The following is a 16,061-nucleotide window of genomic DNA, read 5'->3' on the forward strand; positions in this document are numbered from 1 at the left end:
GGTCTTTTCTGCTTTCCGCATCCCTATGGTCATCCATGATGCGGACGTCGCGCCAAGTGGATAGACGCCGCCCGGGGGGTTTGTGACGGTACTGGTGCACAGCGAATCCGTCGAGAGTCCAAGTGTCCCAAGGGTCGTTCCGCAAACGGCTGCTGACTGTGAGTGAAATATGATTCTTCACGGCGTACGGGTGATGGGCGGTGCGTACGGGTGAATGCAGCGATCGGTACGATGCCGCAGCTCACCGCAGTTCAACGCCGTACGGATCACCGGGGGATCGTCGTGTTCGGAATCGTCAGGCCCTGCCGTCACCGGCTCGGCGAGAGTCTCAGCACCCAGTGGATGGCCCATTTGTGCGGGCTGTGCCTCGCGCTGCGCAAGGACCACGGGCAGTTCGCGAGGATCGTCACGAACTATGACGGCTTGCTGATATCGGTTCTGACGGAAGCTCAGGCCGAGCGGGCCGGTGGCGGGCGGCGTACCGCGGGGCCCTGTCCGTTGCGCGGAATGCGTACCGCGTCCGTCGCGCACGGTGAGGGGGCGCGGCTCGCGGCCGCCGTTTCGCTGGTGCTCGCCTCCGCCAAGGTGCGCGACCATGTCGCCGACGGGGACGGGGTCCTGGCCCGCAAACCGGTGGCGCTCGCCGCGCGCCGGGTCGCCACGAGCTGGGGCCGGGCCGGGGAGCGGACCGGCTCGGACGTCGGGTTCGACACCGCCCTGCTCGTCGACGCGGTGGACCGGCAGATCGGCATCGAGGCGCTGGCGGGGCCGGGAACGCCCCTTTTGACGGTCACCGAACCCACCGAGACCGCGACCGCCGCCGCCTTCGCGCACACCGCGGTCCTCGCCGGACGGCCGGGCAACGCCGAACCGCTCGCCGAGGCCGGACGCCTCTTCGGACGGCTCGCGCATCTCCTGGACGCCGTGGAGGACAGGGGAGCTGACGCCGCGTCGGGTGCCTGGAACCCCCTCACCGCGACCGGGACTCCGCTCACGGAGGCCCGGCGGCTCGCCGAAGACGCCGTGCACGGGATACGGCTCGCGTTGCGGGAGGCGGAATTCACGGACGCGAAGCTCGCGCACCGACTGCTCGTGCACGAGCTGCGCACCTCCGTGGACCGGGCCTTCGGCACCGCCTCCTGCGCCCACGGGCCCGCGCCGACGGCGGCGATGCCGGGCGGACCGTACGCCCCGCCCGGCGGTCCGGGAGCCCCGCTGCCCCCGGAGCCGCCCCGCCGCGACCGGCGCGGGCTGCTCGCCGGGTGCGCGGTGTGGGCGGGACTCGCCTGCACGTGCCAGATGTGCTGCGGGCACTTCGACGACCCGTGGAGCGGCCGGCGCCGGGAAGGACTGTGCACCAACACCGACTGCAGCGGCTGCAGTGACTGCTGCAGCTGCTGCGACTGCTGCGGGAACTGTTGCGGCAGCTGCTGCGGTGGCGACGGGTGCGACTGTGGCTGCGACTGCTGACCTGCCTGCGCCTGATCTCGTCGATCCGCCCCCATGGGCGGGTCGACGCCCGGAAGCTTCGCCTACTCCTTGAGTTCCGGGGGCGAGATCTGCGAGGTCGTGATCGCCGAGCCCGTCGTCCCCCACTTCTTGAGGATCCTGTCGTACGTCCCGTCTGCGATGAGGCTGTTCACCGCGGCCTGGAAGGCGGGGGTGAGTTTGCTGCCCTTCTCGAAGGCGAAGCCGACGTCCAGGCGGTGGAACTCGTTGAGGAACTTCACGCCCTCCTGGTGGGCGACCGCGTACCGAAGGCCGTTGATCGTGGACATCACGATGTCACTGCGGCCCTGCTGGAGTGAGGACCAGGTGGCGCCCTGCTCGTTGTAGGTCTGCACCTTGTACGTCTTCCTGCCCGCGTCGGTGCACAGGTGCTGGTTGTCCTCCAGCGTGGCCTCGAAGGTGGTGCCCGCGCCGGTCGCGATGTTCAGGCCGCACAGCTGGATCAGGTCGGTGACCTTGGGCAGCTTGCTGTCCTCGCGGGTGGCGAAGCCCTGGCCGTCGTTGATGTAGGTGACGAAGTCGATGGCTTTGCGGCGCTCGTCGGTCACGCCGAAGTTCCCGACGCCGAGGTCGTACTTGCCGCTGTCGAGGGCCGGCAGGATCGCCTCGAAGCTCGCCTGCTCGGTCCTGAGTCCGATGCCGAGGACCTTGGCGACCGCGTTCGCGAAGTCGACGTCCTGGCCGGCCAGGGTCCTGCCGTCGTCCAGGATCGAGGTGCCGGGCGGCTGGCCGGAGACGCTGACGGCGATGGTGAGGTTCGACGCGCCGGAAGGCAGGAGGGCGGCCGCTGCCTCGTCCTTCCCGACGGCGGAGACGACGTCCTTGGTCGGGACCTCGTCGGACCGGGCGGAGGCGCTGACGGCGTCGTCCGTGCCGGAGCCGCACGCGGTGAGGAGCAGGGTCGCTGCGGTGATCAGGGCAAAGGGGATGATGAGCCTGTTTCGGGCACGCGTGGGCGTACGCATGGTGTGGCGGTCTCCTGGGAGCGAGAAGCGCTGGGTGAGGGGGAGCGCGTGTGAAGGCGAAAGAAAGGAAAGCGAACGGGGAGAACGCGAAAGCGCCCCGCCGGATCAACAGCTCAGGGCGCGCAGGGGGTCAGCTCAACAGGAAGAGGACCACACGCGACCGAAGTCGATGTGGGAGCGCTTGACCAGCCACTGCTGTGGATGCATGGGCCAAGTGGAGCAGGCATCCGGTGGTGCGTCAACCGACGTGAGACGTACGGCTCACAGTCCGGACAGCCTTGACAGTGAAGGGAATCGCACCCGTAGTCTCAGGGGACGGCCCTGCTGAGGGGCTCGGCCGTACCGCGCGGCACGTTCCGCGCGTATCCGTGTGAAGGCACCCACCCGAGTTCTCCCGACTCGATGCCACGGAGCCTTCGCATGTCCTCCGACACCCTCGCCAAAGCACCCGCCGCACCGGACGTCCCCGAGCACGCGGACTCCCTGCGGATCGTCCCGCAGCGCCGGACCGGCCAGTGGGCCGCCGCCCTCGCCGTACTGGTGCTGCTGGCGCTCGCCGTCAACTCCGTCCTGCGCAACAAGGCGTTCCAGTGGGACGTCGTCGCCGACCACCTCACCTCGGACGCGGTGCTGCGCGGCCTGTGGCTCACCCTGTGGCTGACCGCGCTCGTGATGGTGCTCGGCTTCGCGCTGGGCACGCTGCTCGCCGCGTTCCGGCTGTCCGCCAACCCCGTTCTCAGAAGCGTCGGTTGGGGTTACGTCTGGCTGTTCCGGTCGATTCCGATCCTGGTGCAGCTGCTGCTGTGGTTCAACATCGGTGTGCTGTACCCGCAGATCCTCGGCGTGCAGACGGTCGACCTGCTCGGCCCGGTCACCGTCGCGATCATCGGCCTCACCCTGCACGAGGCCGCGTATGCCGCCGAGGTCGTCCGCGGTGGCATCCTCTCCGTCGACCGCGGGCAGATCGAGGCCGCGCAGGCGCTCGGCCTGAGCCGGTGGCGCCGCTGGTGGCGGATCGTGCTCCCGCAGGCGATGCGCTCCATCGTGCCGCCCGCCGGGAACATGCTGATCGGCACCCTCAAGGGCACCTCGATCGTCAGCGTCATCGCCGTGCACGACCTGCTCTACTCGGTGCAACTCGTCTACCACCGCACCTACCAGGTCATCCCGCTGCTGATGGTGGCCACCGTCTGGTACACGATCGTCACCTCGGTGCTCAGCCTCGGCCAGCACTACGTCGAGAAGCACTACGCGCGCGGCTCGGAGCGCACCCGATGAGCGCTCACCGGCCCTCCCTGGTGATCGTCGGGGCCGGGCCGCGGGGAACCGGTCTGATCGAGCGGATCGCCGCCAACGCACCCGAGCTGTACGCCGGTCCGGGCCTCGACATCCACCTGGTCGACCCGCATCCGCCGGGTGCCGGACGCATCTGGCGCCCGGCCCAGTCGCCGCTGCTGTGGATGAACTCGCACGCCGAGGACGTCACCATGTTCACCGACGAGACGGTCGACATGGCCGGGCCCGTGCGGGAAGGCCCGACCCTGCACGAGTGGGCCGGCATCGACGGCCGCACCTTCGCGGACCGGCGGCTCCAGGGCGCCTACCTGAGCTGGGTGCACGAGCGGGCGGTGGCCGAGCTGCCGCCGGGCGTCGTCGTCCACCACCATCCACGCCGTGCCCTGCGGGTCGGCGGGCCGCCCCAGGGACGCCAGCAGGTGTGGCTGGAGGGCCGCGCCCGCCCGCTCCTCGCCGACCTCGTGGTGCTCGCCCTCGGCCACCTGGACGCCGAACCGGACGGTGAGCAGCGCGAGTTGGCGGCGTACGCCCGCGAGCACGGCCTCGTCCACCTCCCGCCGGACTTCACCGCCGACAGCGACCTGTCCCGGCTCGCGCCCGGCGAACCCGTCCTCGTCCGCGGCTTCGGGCTCGCCTTCGTCGACCTGATGGTGCTGCTCACCGAGGGCCGGGGCGGGCGGTACACCGGGGACACGTACGTGCCTTCGGGGCGGGAGCCGGTCCTGTACGTCGGTTCGCGGCGCGGAGTGCCGTACCACTCGAAGATCGGTTACGACTGGACCGGTGAACGGCCGCCGCTGCCCCGGTTCTTCGGGCCGGCGGAGGCGGACGGTCTGCTCGCCCGGCCGGGGGGCTTCGACTTCCGGCGGGACGTGTGGCCGCTGGTGGAGAAGGAACTGGGCTTCGCCCACTACCACCGGCTGTTCACGGTCCACCCCGAGCGGACCACCGTGGCCTGGAGTGTCTTCGAGGAGAAGTACGCGGCCGTCGACGACCCGGCCGGGCGGGCTGCCCTGGTCGCGTCCGCCGTGCCCGATCCCGCCGACCGGCTCGACCTCGGCGCGCTCGACCGTCCGCTTCAGGGAGTGCGGTACGGGTCGTACGAGGAGCTCCAGGAGGGGTTGCGCGGGTACGTCGACAGCGACCTGAGCCGCCGTCACGACCCCTCGTACAGCCCCGACCTGGCCGTCTTCCTCGGGTTGCTCTCCGTCTACGGCCAGTTGGTCCGGCTCGGGGACATCGGCCCCTGGTGGCACGGGTTCTTCAGCTATCTGGCCTCCGGGCCGCCCGGGCCCCGGCTGCGGCAGCTGCTCGCCCTGTCCCGCGCGGGCGTGGTCCGGTTCCTCGGCGCGGGCATGACCGTCAGCACCGGCGGCGGGGTGTTCCGGGCGTCGAGCGCCAGCGTCCCGGACTCCGTCGTGGAGGCCCGGGCACTGGTCGAGGCGCGGCTGCCCGAGCCGACGGTCGGGCGGGCCCGTGACCCGCTGCTGCGTGAGCTGCACGCCGACGGGGTGGCCGAGACGCCGGACGGTCTGCTCCGGGTGGACCCGGCCGACGGGCGGATCCTCGACCGGGCAGGCCGGCCGCATCCCCGGCGCTTCGCGCTCGGGCCGCACACCGACGCCCGCGCCCCCGGCGCGTTCACCCGGCCGCGCACCGGAGGGCCCGCGTTCCGGCAGAACGACGCGACGGCCCGGGCCGCGCTGGCCTTCCTGAGCGCACTGTCCGGACGGGCGGCCGCGTGAGACACCCCCTTCGACCGCCCTTCGCTCCCCTTCCACCACACTTCACCCCCTTCGGCTCCCTTTCGATCGCTAGGAATCCGCGATGACCGTCATGGTCGACATCAGGTCCGTCCACAAGAGCTTCGGCTCACTGGACGTGCTCAAGGGCATCGACCTCGCCGTGCGCGCGGGCGAGGTCACCGTGATCCTCGGCCCGTCCGGGTCCGGCAAGTCCACGTTGCTGCGCACCATCAACCATCTGGAGAAGGTGGACCGGGGCGCGATCAGCGTGGACGGGGTGCTGGTCGGCTACCGGCGCTCCGGCAACCGGCTGTACGAGCTGCGCGAGCGCGAGGTGCTGAGGCAGCGCACGCGCATCGGCTTCGTCTTCCAGAACTTCAACCTCTTCCCGCACCTCACCGTGCTGGACAACATCATCGAAGCGCCGGTGTCCGCGCTGAAGCGGCCCCGCAAGGACGCCGTGGAGTCCGCGCGCCGGCTGCTCGACCGGGTGGGGCTCGCCGAGAAGGCGGACGCCTATCCGCGGCACCTCTCCGGCGGGCAGCAGCAGCGGGTGGCCATCGCCCGGGCACTCGCGCTGGAGCCCAGGCTGCTCCTCTTCGACGAACCGACCTCCGCGCTCGACCCCGAGCTGGTCGGTGAAGTCCTCGACGTCATCAAGGACCTGGCCCACCAGGGCACCACGATGATCGTCGTCACCCACGAGATCGGGTTCGCCCGCGAGGTCGCCGACACCGTGGTCTTCATGGACGACGGGCGGATCGTCGAGCGGGGCGCGCCCGGTGACGTGCTGGACGCGCCGCGCCACGAGCGGACCCGAGCCTTTCTCTCCAAGGTCCTCTGAGGCCTGCAAGGCCTGCCAGGAAGGGTTGCTTTCCATGACCTCATCGCACGGCCGGCGCCTGCTGCACCTGGCCGCCGCCGTCGACCAGCGGGCGGTGTACGACGCCGACTCCTACGTCGCTCTGGCGCGGCTCGCCGAGCGCGGCTGTCTCGACTTCGTGACCCTGGACGACGGCTTCGCCCGCCCCGGCCCCGACGCGCTCGGCGTCCTGTTCCGGGTGGCGCCCGCGACCAGCAGGGTGGGCCTGGTGGCCACGGTCACGACCACGCACACCGAGCCCTTCCAGGTCCAGGCGGCCGTCGCGACCCTCGACCGGGTCAGCCGCGGCCGGGCCGGCCGACGGCTCGACGTGGCGACCACCGAGGGCGTGGCCCGCCTCTTCGGCCGGCGGAACGTCGACCCGGCGGCCGAAGCGCTGTGGCAGGAGGCCGGTGAAGTCGCCGCACCGGCCGCGAAGCCGGGGGACGGCCGGGAGGACGACGCCGGGACACGGGACGTGGCGACCGGCCGTTTCGTCGACCGGGCCAAGCTGCAGCACGTCGGCTCCACGGGCTCCGCCTTCTCGGTCACGGATCCCTCGCTCGTGCCGAGACCCCCGCAGGGCCACCCCGTGCGTGTGGTCGACGCCACCGAGGGACCCGCCCGGCGGACCGCCGCCCGCTACGCCGACGTGGCGCTCGTCCAAGCCGTGAGCCCGGCGCAGCTCGCTGCCGTACGGGATCAACTCCGGGAGGCCGCCTCGGAGTTCGGCCGGGACCCGGACGACCTGCGGGTGCTCGCCAGTCTCGTCGTCGACCTCGGCGGCGGCGAGTACGCGGCCGAGCCCGGCCACGGCGGGGGCGGCCCCCGCCAGACGCCCCAGGGGCCGCTGTACCGGGGCGGTCCCGTCGACCTCGCCGAGCTGATCGGCGCCTGGTACGCGGACGGTACGACGGACGGCTTCCACCTCATACCCGCCGAGCCCCGCCGTGACCTGGAGCGGCTGGTCAACGGCACGGTTTCACTGCTGCAACACCGGGGGCTGTTCCGCACGTTCTACCCGGGCAGCACTCTCAGGGAGCACCTGGGACTCCCCCGGCCCGCCAACCAGTACGCCGGGACCGGGGGAGCGTCATGACACCGCGCCCACACCTGCGACTCGCCGAACCGGCGGGGAAGGGCTGATCACATGAGGACGGACGCGTCCGACGCGTGGAGGCGGTGGCACGAGCACCGCGTCGAGACAGCGGCGGCGCCCTACGGACCGCTCGCTCTGACCGGCACGTACTGGCTGGAGGACTTTCCGGACGGGCGACTTCCGGACACCCCCGGTGCATGGAGCGTCGAGGGCGGGACGGTCGTCCTCACGGCCGCCGAAGGGGACGGTCTCACCGTGGACGGCCGGCCCTTCGCCGGCGAGGTGCGGCTCACCGTGGATCCGGGCGCGGCTGCCGCCGCCCGGGTGGCCCACGGGGAGCGGCGGCTGGTCGTGCTGGTACGCGAAGGCGTTTGGGGCGTGCGCGACTTCGACCCCGCCTCCCCGGCCCGCCGGGCGTTCCGGGGCATCGAGGCCACCCCGTACGATCCGCGCTGGTCGGTGCCGGGACGGTTCACCCCGTACGGCGAGGACCGCACCGTACGCGTGGAGAACGCGGACGGCCGGGCGCGCGGGCTCGGCCTCGGCGGGCAGCTGGCCTTCACCCTGGACGGGCGGGAACTGACGCTTCAGGTGACGGTCCAGGGTGACGGCTCGCTGTGGGCGGTTTTCGGCGATACCACGAGCGGGAACGGCAGTTACCGTTTCCGGTTCCTGCGGCCCGCCGCGCCGGACGCCGACGGCCGTACGACGGTCGACCTCAACCGGGCGCTGCTGCCGCCGTGCGCGTTCGCCGACCACTTCGTCTGCCCTTTCCCGCCACCGGGGAACGGGCTGGACGCCGCGGTCGAGGCGGGGGAGCGCAACCTGCTCTGAAAAGCGGTCATCTCGCGTAGACCACAGAGATCGTTTAAATGTTGACGGCCGAAAGGCGCCCTTGCGCCTACCGTCCGTTCGGCCGAATATTCCCCACAGCGCTTGTCAGGAGCACGACGTGTCCGGAATCCGGGCACCCGGCACCTGGCTGCGCCTCACGGGCCCGAACCCCACGAGGGCCCCCGACTTCCCATGTGGAGGAACGAAAAGTGAGGATCAAGCGCACCACCCCCCGCAGCGGCATCACGAGACGGACCCGGCTGATCGCCGTGACCGCCGGACTCGCAGCCGCCGCAGCCATCGCGGTCCCCAGCGCGAACGCGTCCGACACCCCCAGCACTTTCAGCGCCACCGCGCTCAAGAGCGCCGGCAGTTCGGTGCTCAAGGCCGACGTCCCGGGCACCGCCTGGGCGGTCGACAGCAAGACCAACCGTCTCGTCGTCACCGTCGACAGCACGGTCTCCCAGGCCGAGATCGCGAAGATCAAGGAGCAGGCGGGCGCCAACGCCGACGCGCTCACGATCAAGCGGACCCCCGGCAAGTTCAACAAGCTGATCCAGGGCGGCGACGCCATCTATGCGAGTAGCTGGCGCTGCTCCCTCGGCTTCAACGTCCAGAACAGCAGCGGGGTCCAGTACTTCCTGACCGCCGGTCACTGCACCGACGGCGCGGGCACCTGGTACTCCAACTCGGGCCGCACCACGGTCATCGGCTCGACCACGGGCTCCAGCTTCCCGGGCAACGACTACGGCATCGTGCGGTACTCCGGGTCCGTCAGCAGGCCCGGCACCGCGAACGGTGTGGACATCACCCGAGCGGCCACGCCGAGCGTGGGCACCACCGTCATCCGCGACGGCTCCACCACCGGTACGCACAGCGGCCGTGTCACCGCCCTCAACGCGACCGTCAACTACGGCGGCGGCGATATCGTCTCCGGTCTGATCCAGACCAACGTCTGCGCGGAGCCCGGCGACTCCGGCGGTTCGCTCTACGGCAGCAACGGCACCGCATACGGTCTCACCTCCGGTGGCAGCGGCAACTGCAGCTCCGGCGGCACGACCTTCTTCCAGCCCGTCACGGAGGCCCTCAGCGCCTACGGCGTCAGCATCTACTGAGGACCTGGCGACCTTCGGCACCCGTACGGCCCAGCCTGCAGCCGGCAGCAGGCGAGCCCCCGCACACCACTGGTGTGCGGGGGCTCGCCCTTGTCCGGGCACCGGGGCACCGCCGACGTACACGCGGTCATCCCCGGTGAGCAGGCGCAGGCGGCAGCCCCTGTGACACGTCCACGCCGGGCCCTGGGGGGTGCCGTGACGACGCGACACGGCGACCGGTGCCTTCCGTTGCACAGCGGCCGGTGCCTTCCATGGCGCAGCAGCCGACGCCTCCTGCGGGGCAGCAGCCGACGCCTCCTGCGGCGCAGCAATCGGTGCAGGAGCAATTCCCCTCCGCCGACCCTCGGCCGAACTCCGATGCCTGAGGGGCGGTTTCAAGACAGGACTAGACCTCACAGGCTGATGGATATTACTCGCACGTAGTGTTTGCAGGGCGAAGGGCCTGGGGTGACCGTGGACAGTCAAAACGAAGGGGGCGCGCAACCGCGTTCTACGCGCGTCCGGAAGTCGACCTTGTGCGCCCCCTGTGGGGTTCGGAAGAGTGGTCGCTCGTCAACCAGCCTTCCGGTCCACGAGGTCCCCACAACCTCCGGGCCGACCCCCCACAGGAGGACGCGAGTTGAAGCACCGACGCATACCCAGGCGGCGGGTCGCCGTGGCAGGTGCGGGCATCACCGCGCTGGTCGCCGCGGGAGTCACCTTCCAGACTGCGAACGCCAGCGAGCCTGCGAACACCCCTGAGCCCCGGGCCCTTTCGGCTCTGGCGGCCGGAAAGCTCGCCTCGACGCTCGGCCAGGACCTCGGCGCCGACGCGGCGGGCACGTTCTACGACGCGAAGACCAGGAGTCTCGTGGTCAACGTGGTCGACGAGGCCGCGGCCGAGACCGTCGAGGCGGCCGGGGCCCAGGCCAGAGTCGTGGCGAACTCCCTCGCCGAACTGAAGAGCGCCCGCAGCACCCTCACGCAGGACGCGACCATCCCCGGCACCTCCTGGGCGACCGACCCGACGACCAACAAGGTCGTGGTCACCGCCGACCGCACGGTCTCCGAGGCCGAGTGGGCGAAGCTGACCAAGGTCGTCGACGGGCTCGGCGGCACGGCCGAACTCCAGCGCACAAAGGGGGAGTTCAAGCCCTTCATCGCGGGCGGCGACGCCATCACCGGCGGTGGCGGGCGCTGTTCGCTCGGCTTCAACGTCGTCAAGGGCGGCGAGCCGTACTTCCTCACCGCCGGGCACTGCACCGAGTCCGTCTCCACCTGGTCGGACTCCAGCGGCACCGAGATCGGCACCAACGAGGTCTCCAGCTTCCCGGACGACGACTACGGCCTGGTCAAGTACACCGCCGACGTGGACCACCCGAGCGAGGTGGACCTCTACAACGGCTCCTCCCAGCAGATCACCGGCGCGGCCGCGGCCACCGTCGGCATGGAGGTCACCCGCAGCGGCTCCACGACCCAGGTGCACGACGGCGCGGTCACCGGTCTGGACGCCACCGTGAACTACGGCAACGGCGACATCGTCAACGGCCTGATCCAGACCGACGTCTGCGCCGAACCCGGCGACAGTGGCGGTTCGCTCTTCTCGGGCAGCAGCGCGATCGGCCTCACCTCCGGCGGCAGCGGCGACTGCACCTCGGGCGGGGAGACCTTCTTCCAGCCGGTGACCGAGGCGCTGTCGGCGACCGGTACGCAGATCGGCTGACCCTGGCCCGCGGGTTGCCGGATCGCCTGATCCGGCACCGTGATCCGGCTTCGTGAAGTCCCGCCCCGCGCGCGAGGGGCGGGACTTTCGCGTCGTAGTCGTACGGGAACGGCCTGGCGTGGTCCAGGCGGTCCGTGCGGCCCGCTCGGCCGGCATGGTCCGCGCGGCCTGCGCGGCCTGCTTCGGCTGTCGCTTTCCGCGCTGCCCCGCCGTCGGCGGCGGGGCAGCTGGAGCGCGACCACGCCGGGTACGAGCAGCGTCGCCCGAGGGGTCACGGTGTCCTTCGCCTCGCCGGGAAAAGGGGTACTCGGGGTGTCGGCACCGGTGGTCTGCGTCATGCCCCCACGGTCCGGGCCGTGGGGTGTTTGCGCAGGTGGGAGGGGCCCGAGCGGAGGTCGCACACACATTCGAGATTTGGTCTATGGTGGGGGTGAGGTAGCTGGGAACAAATGTTCGATAGCCCCGTCGGGCTCACGAGTGCGGGAGGTGTGTGTGCCGGGCTTCACGCATCTGCACACCGTCTCCGGGTTCTCCCTGCGGTACGGAGCCTCACACCCGGAGCGGCTGGCCGAGCGCGCCTGTGAGCGGGGCCTGGACGCCCTCGCCCTGACCGACCGCGACACCCTCGCCGGCACGGTCCGCTTCGCCAAGGCCTGCGCCAAGGCGGGGGTCCGCCCGCTGTTCGGCGTGGACCTCGCGGTGGAGACGCCCGAGGGCGGACGGCAGGAGCGGCGCCGCACGCCCGTGCGCGGAGGCGCCTTCATCGACGAGTCGGCACCCCGTGTCACCTTCCTCGCCCGGAACGGCGCCCGCGGCTGGGCCGACCTGTGCCGGCTCGTCACGGCCTCGCACGCGGGGGAGGGCGCGCCCCTGCTGCCCTGGGCCGACAACACGGCCGACGGCCTGACCGTCCTGCTCGGTCCCGCCTCCGACGTCGGCCGCGCCCTCGCCGCGGGGCGCCCCGACCGCGCCGCCAAGCTGCTCGCCCCCTGGCGGGAGGTGTACGGCGACGCCCTGCGCCTCGAAGCCGTCTGGCACGGCCGCGAGGGCACCGGCCCCGGCTCCCTGCGGCTTGCCGCCCGTACCGTCGGCTTCGCCGCCGAGCAGCGGATCCGGCCCGTGCTCAGCAACGCCGTCCGGTACGCCGATCCCGGCCTCGGCCCGGTCGCCGACGTCCTGGACGCGGCCCGCCGTCTGGTTCCCGTCGACCCGACGAAGGAACTGGACTCCGGCGAGGCCTGGCTCAAGGACGCGCCCGCCATGCTCGGGGTGGCGGAACGGATCGTCGAGGCCGCCGGCTACCGGCGCGACACCGCCCACCGCCTGCTGGAACAGACCCGGGCGACGGCCGCCGAGTGCCTGGTCGACCCTGAGGACGACCTCGGTATCGGCAGGGTCCACTTCCCCGAGCCGCACCTGGTCGGCGCGGACCGCCGCACCGCGCAGCGGACGCTGGCCTCGCGGGCGGCGACCGGAATGGTGCTGCGCGGGTACGACCGCTCCCCGAAAGCGCGGCACTACTGGGAGCGGATGCACCGGGAACTGGACATCATCGCCCACCACGGCTTCGCCTCCTACTTCCTGACGGTCGCTCAGGTGGTGGACGACGTACGGGACATGGGCATCCGGGTCGCCGCCCGCGGCTCCGGTGCCGGCTCCCTGGTCAACCACCTCCTCGGCATCGCGCACGCCGACCCGGTCGAGCACGGGCTGCTGATGGAGCGCTTCCTGTCCAAGGAGCGGGTCGTCCTGCCGGACATCGACATCGACGTGGAGTCCGCGCGCCGTCTGGAGGTCTACCGCGCGATCATCGGCCGGTTCGGTGCCGAGCGGGTGGCGACGGTCGCGATGCCGGAGACCTACCGGGTGCGGCACGCCATCCGTGACGTGGGTGCGGCCCTGTCCATGGACCCGGCCGACATCGACCGCATCGCCAAGTCCTTCCCGCACATCCGTGCCCGCGACGCCCGCGCGGCACTGGAGGAACTGCCCGAACTCAGGAAGCTGGCGGGGGAGTTCCAGCGAGAAGGGGAGCGCTACGGGAAGCTCTGGGAACTGGTCGAGTCCCTCGACGCCCTCCCGCGCGGAGTCGCCATGCACCCCTGCGGAGTGCTCCTCTCCGACGCCTCCCTGCTCTCCCGTACGCCGGTCATGCCGACCAGCGGCGAGGGGCTGCCCATGGCGCAGTTCGACAAGGACGACGTCGAGGACCTCGGGCTGCTCAAGCTCGACGTGCTGGGCGTGCGGATGCAGTCGGCGATGGCGCACGCGGTCGCGGAGGTGGAGCGGGCGACGGGGGACCGGATCGACCTGGACGCGGTGCCGGACGGTGATCCGGAGACGTACCGACTCATCCGTTCCACCGAGACGTTGGGCTGTTTCCAGATCGAGTCACCGGGGCAGCGGGACCTGGTCGGCCGGCTGCAGCCGGCCACCTTCCACGACCTCGTCGTCGACATCTCGCTCTTCCGGCCGGGTCCGGTAGCCGCCGACATGGTGCGGCCGTTCATCGAGGCGCGGCACGGGCGGGCACCGGTCCGTTACCCGCACCGGGACCTGGAAGAGCCGCTGAAGGGGACGTACGGAGTCGTCGTCTTCCACGAGCAGATCATCGACATCGTCGCCATCATGACCGGCTGCGGGCGCGGCGAGGCGGACCGGGTGCGGCGCGGGCTGTCCGACCCGGAGTCGCAGGGGCGGATCAGGATCTGGTTCGCGCAGCACGCCGCGGCCCACGGCTACGACGCAGAAACGATTCAGCGAACCTGGGGGATCGTCGAGGCCTTCGGGTCGTACGGCTTCTGCAAGGCGCACGCGGTCGCCTTCGCCGTACCGACGTACCAGTCGGCGTGGCTGAAGGCGCACCACCCGGCCGCCTTCTACGCCGGGCTGCTCACGCACGACCCCGGGATGTACCCGAAGCGGCTGCTGCTGGCGGACGCGCGGCGGCGTGGGGTGCCGATCCTGCCGTTGGACGTGAACAGGTCGGCGGTCGCCCATCGTATCGAACTGGTGTCTGAATCGAAGGTGTGGGGGCTGCGGTTGGCCCTCTCCGACGTCCACGGCATCAGCGAGGCCGAGGCGGCACGGATCGCGGACGGGCAGCCGTACGCCTCGCTGCTCGACTTCTGGGAACGGGCCCGCCCGAGCAGGCCGCTCGCCCAGCGGCTCGCGCAGGTCGGTGCGTTGGACGCGTTCGGTGCCAACCGCCGTGATCTGCAACTGCACTTGACCGAGTTGCACCGGGGAGCCCGGGGCAGTGGCAGCGGCGGAGGTCAACTCCCGCTGGCGGGCGGCAGAAAGACGGCCCCGGCCGGGCTGCCCGACCTCTCCTCGGCGGAGAAACTGAGCGCCGAGCTGGGTGTGCTGTCCATGGACGCCTCGCGCAATCTGATGGACGACCACCGGGCGTTCCTCGACGAGCTGGGCGTGGTGCCGGCACGGCGGCTGCGGGAGGCACGGCACGGGGAGACCGTGCTGGTCGCGGGTGCCAAGGCGGCCACCCAGACGCCGCCCATCAGGTCCGGCAAGCGGGTCATCTTCTCCACCCTGGACGACGGCACGGGCCTGGTCGACCTCGCCTTCTTCGACGACTCCCACGACGCCTGCGCCCACACCGTCTTCCACTCCTGGCTGCTGCTGGTGCGCGGGGTGGTGCAGCGCCGCGGCCCGCGCAGCCTCAGCGTGGTGGGCGCCGCCGCCTGGAACCTCGCCGAACTGGCCGAACTGCGCGCCGAGGGCGGGCTCGACGAGGTGGCGGCACGACTGGCGGAGCCCATGCCGGAAGGGCGCGGGGATTCGACGGGCGGCAGGCGAATCCAGATGCCCACCGGATACGAACTGCATCCGTGGGCCGATCTGCGCCCGGCGGGCGAAGAGCCCGCGAAGGTACGGAAGTTGTGGCACCAGAGTCCGGGGAGTGCGGGATGACCATCCTCTGCGTACGTTTCCAGCTGCCGCCGACGGAGGAGGCGGCCCTGCCGGGGCTGCTCGGATTGCTCGAGGAGTTCACGCCCGTCGTCCAGGCGCTGCCGCCGGACGGGGCGCTGGCCGATCTGCGGGGCGCCGAACGGTACTTCGGGCGCGGTGCGGTGGAGCTGGCGTCGGTGATCCGGGTCCGGGCGCTCGCCCTGTACGGCGTCGACTGCGTGATCGGTGCCGGGCCGGGCCCGATGCTGGCCCGCCTCGTGCTGCACGACGCCGAACCGGGGGTGACCCGCGCGGTGTCCGAAGAGGCCGTGGTGGAGTTCCTCGCCGACAAACCCGTCGCCGCGCTCCCCGGCGTCGGCGCCGCCACCGCCCGGACCCTGGGCGAGTACGGCCTCGACACCCTCGGCCTGGTCGCCGCCGCCCCCCTGTCCACCCTCCAGCGTCTGGTCGGCGCGAGGGCGGGCCGCGAACTGCGGGAGAAGGCGGGCGGCATCGACCGCGGGCGGGTCGTACCGAACGCCGTGTCCCGTTCGCTGGTCACCGAACGCCCCTTCGACCGCGACGAGTTGGACGCCGACCGGCACCGCCGGGCCCTGCTCTCGGCGGCCGAGGAACTGGGCGCCAGGCTGCGCGCCCTCGACAAGGTCTGCGGCACCCTGACCCTCACCGTGCGCTACGCCGACCTCCCCCACTCTCGAACAAGCTCGAGCGGGGGGACCCCCACCTCGACGACCCGCACCCGCACCCTCAAGGAGCCGACCGCGCACTCGGCCGCGCTGACGAAGGCGGCCTACGGCCTGTACGAGGCTCTTGGTCTGCAGCGCGCCCGGGTCCGCTCGGTCGCCCTGCGCGCCGAGGCCCTCGGTCCCGCCGAACTGGCCTCCTACCAGCTCGCCTTCGACCCCGTGGACGAGAAACTGCGCCGCATCGAGGAGGTCGCGGACCGCGTGCGGGCGAAGTTCGGGCCGCGGGCGGTGATGCCGGGGACGCTGGCCGCGTAGCGG

At 71.7% G+C, this 16,061-nt stretch carries 11 protein-coding genes; 10 read left to right on the top strand and 1 reads right to left on the bottom strand.

The window, feature by feature from the left end:
* Positions 1-282: 282 nt before the first annotated feature.
* Positions 283-1,470: a DUF5685 family protein gene (locus ACZ5XS_RS21490; RefSeq protein WP_468653574.1), complete on the top strand. Its 1,188-nt coding sequence runs from the start codon at positions 283-285 to the stop codon at positions 1,468-1,470.
* A gap of 62 nt (positions 1,471-1,532) precedes the next feature.
* Here ACZ5XS_RS21490 and ACZ5XS_RS21495 read toward each other — a convergent pair whose 3' ends face one another.
* Positions 1,533-2,474: an ABC transporter substrate-binding protein gene (locus tag ACZ5XS_RS21495; protein ID WP_468653576.1), complete on the bottom strand. Its 942-nt coding sequence runs from the start codon at positions 2,472-2,474 to the stop codon at positions 1,533-1,535.
* Positions 2,475-2,894: 420 nt separating this feature from the next.
* Here ACZ5XS_RS21495 and ACZ5XS_RS21500 point away from each other — a divergent pair, with 420 nt between their 5' ends.
* From ACZ5XS_RS21500 to ACZ5XS_RS21540, 9 genes are all read left to right on the top strand, one after another.
* Positions 2,895-3,752 (top strand): amino acid ABC transporter permease, encoded by an 858-nt coding sequence (locus ACZ5XS_RS21500; RefSeq protein WP_468653578.1) that lies wholly within the window; start codon positions 2,895-2,897, stop codon positions 3,750-3,752.
* A complete protein-coding gene (locus ACZ5XS_RS21505) occupies positions 3,749-5,515 on the top strand; it encodes an FAD/NAD(P)-binding protein (protein ID WP_468653580.1) in 1,767 nt (588 codons plus the stop codon). Before ACZ5XS_RS21500 ends, ACZ5XS_RS21505 begins: the two co-directional genes overlap by 4 nt.
* 82 nt (positions 5,516-5,597) lie before the next feature.
* Entirely contained in the window at positions 5,598-6,359 is a 762-nt protein-coding gene (locus ACZ5XS_RS21510) for an amino acid ABC transporter ATP-binding protein (RefSeq protein WP_468653582.1), read from the top strand.
* A 34-nt stretch (positions 6,360-6,393) separates the two neighbouring features.
* Complete coding sequence (locus ACZ5XS_RS21515) at positions 6,394-7,476, top strand: LLM class flavin-dependent oxidoreductase (protein WP_468653584.1); 1,083 nt, start codon at positions 6,394-6,396, stop codon at positions 7,474-7,476.
* 51 nt (positions 7,477-7,527) lie between these two features.
* The gene (locus ACZ5XS_RS21520) at positions 7,528-8,310 is read left to right on the top strand and encodes a DUF1684 domain-containing protein (RefSeq protein WP_468653586.1); all 783 of its coding nucleotides are present in this window, start codon (positions 7,528-7,530) and stop codon (positions 8,308-8,310) included.
* 209 nt (positions 8,311-8,519) lie between these two features.
* A complete protein-coding gene (locus tag ACZ5XS_RS21525) occupies positions 8,520-9,425 on the top strand; it encodes a S1 family peptidase (protein ID WP_217238813.1) in 906 nt (301 codons plus the stop codon).
* A 619-nt stretch (positions 9,426-10,044) separates the two neighbouring features.
* The gene (locus ACZ5XS_RS21530; protein ID WP_468653588.1) at positions 10,045-11,127 is read left to right on the top strand and encodes a S1 family peptidase; all 1,083 of its coding nucleotides are present in this window, start codon (positions 10,045-10,047) and stop codon (positions 11,125-11,127) included.
* A gap of 492 nt (positions 11,128-11,619) precedes the next feature.
* Positions 11,620-15,057, top strand: a complete 3,438-nt coding sequence (locus ACZ5XS_RS21535) for a DNA polymerase III subunit alpha (protein ID WP_468653590.1) — start codon at positions 11,620-11,622, stop codon at positions 15,055-15,057.
* Positions 15,054-16,058, top strand: a complete 1,005-nt coding sequence (locus tag ACZ5XS_RS21540) for a DNA polymerase Y family protein (RefSeq protein WP_468653592.1) — start codon at positions 15,054-15,056, stop codon at positions 16,056-16,058. Before ACZ5XS_RS21535 ends, ACZ5XS_RS21540 begins: the two co-directional genes overlap by 4 nt.
* Positions 16,059-16,061 lie beyond the last annotated feature (3 nt).

This window comes from Streptomyces sp. NPDC033131 (assembly GCF_055578365.1).

Coding starts and splice junctions, on each gene's coding strand:
- ACZ5XS_RS21495 (WP_468653576.1), bottom strand. CDS start 2,474: ATGCGTACGCCCACGCGTGCCCGAAACAGGCTCATCATCCCCTTTGCC.
- ACZ5XS_RS21500 (WP_468653578.1), top strand. CDS start 2,895: ATGTCCTCCGACACCCTCGCCAAAGCACCCGCCGCACCGGACGTCCCC.
- ACZ5XS_RS21505 (WP_468653580.1), top strand. CDS start 3,749: ATGAGCGCTCACCGGCCCTCCCTGGTGATCGTCGGGGCCGGGCCGCGG.
- ACZ5XS_RS21510 (WP_468653582.1), top strand. CDS start 5,598: ATGACCGTCATGGTCGACATCAGGTCCGTCCACAAGAGCTTCGGCTCA.
- ACZ5XS_RS21515 (WP_468653584.1), top strand. CDS start 6,394: ATGACCTCATCGCACGGCCGGCGCCTGCTGCACCTGGCCGCCGCCGTC.
- ACZ5XS_RS21520 (WP_468653586.1), top strand. CDS start 7,528: ATGAGGACGGACGCGTCCGACGCGTGGAGGCGGTGGCACGAGCACCGC.
- ACZ5XS_RS21540 (WP_468653592.1), top strand. CDS start 15,054: ATGACCATCCTCTGCGTACGTTTCCAGCTGCCGCCGACGGAGGAGGCG.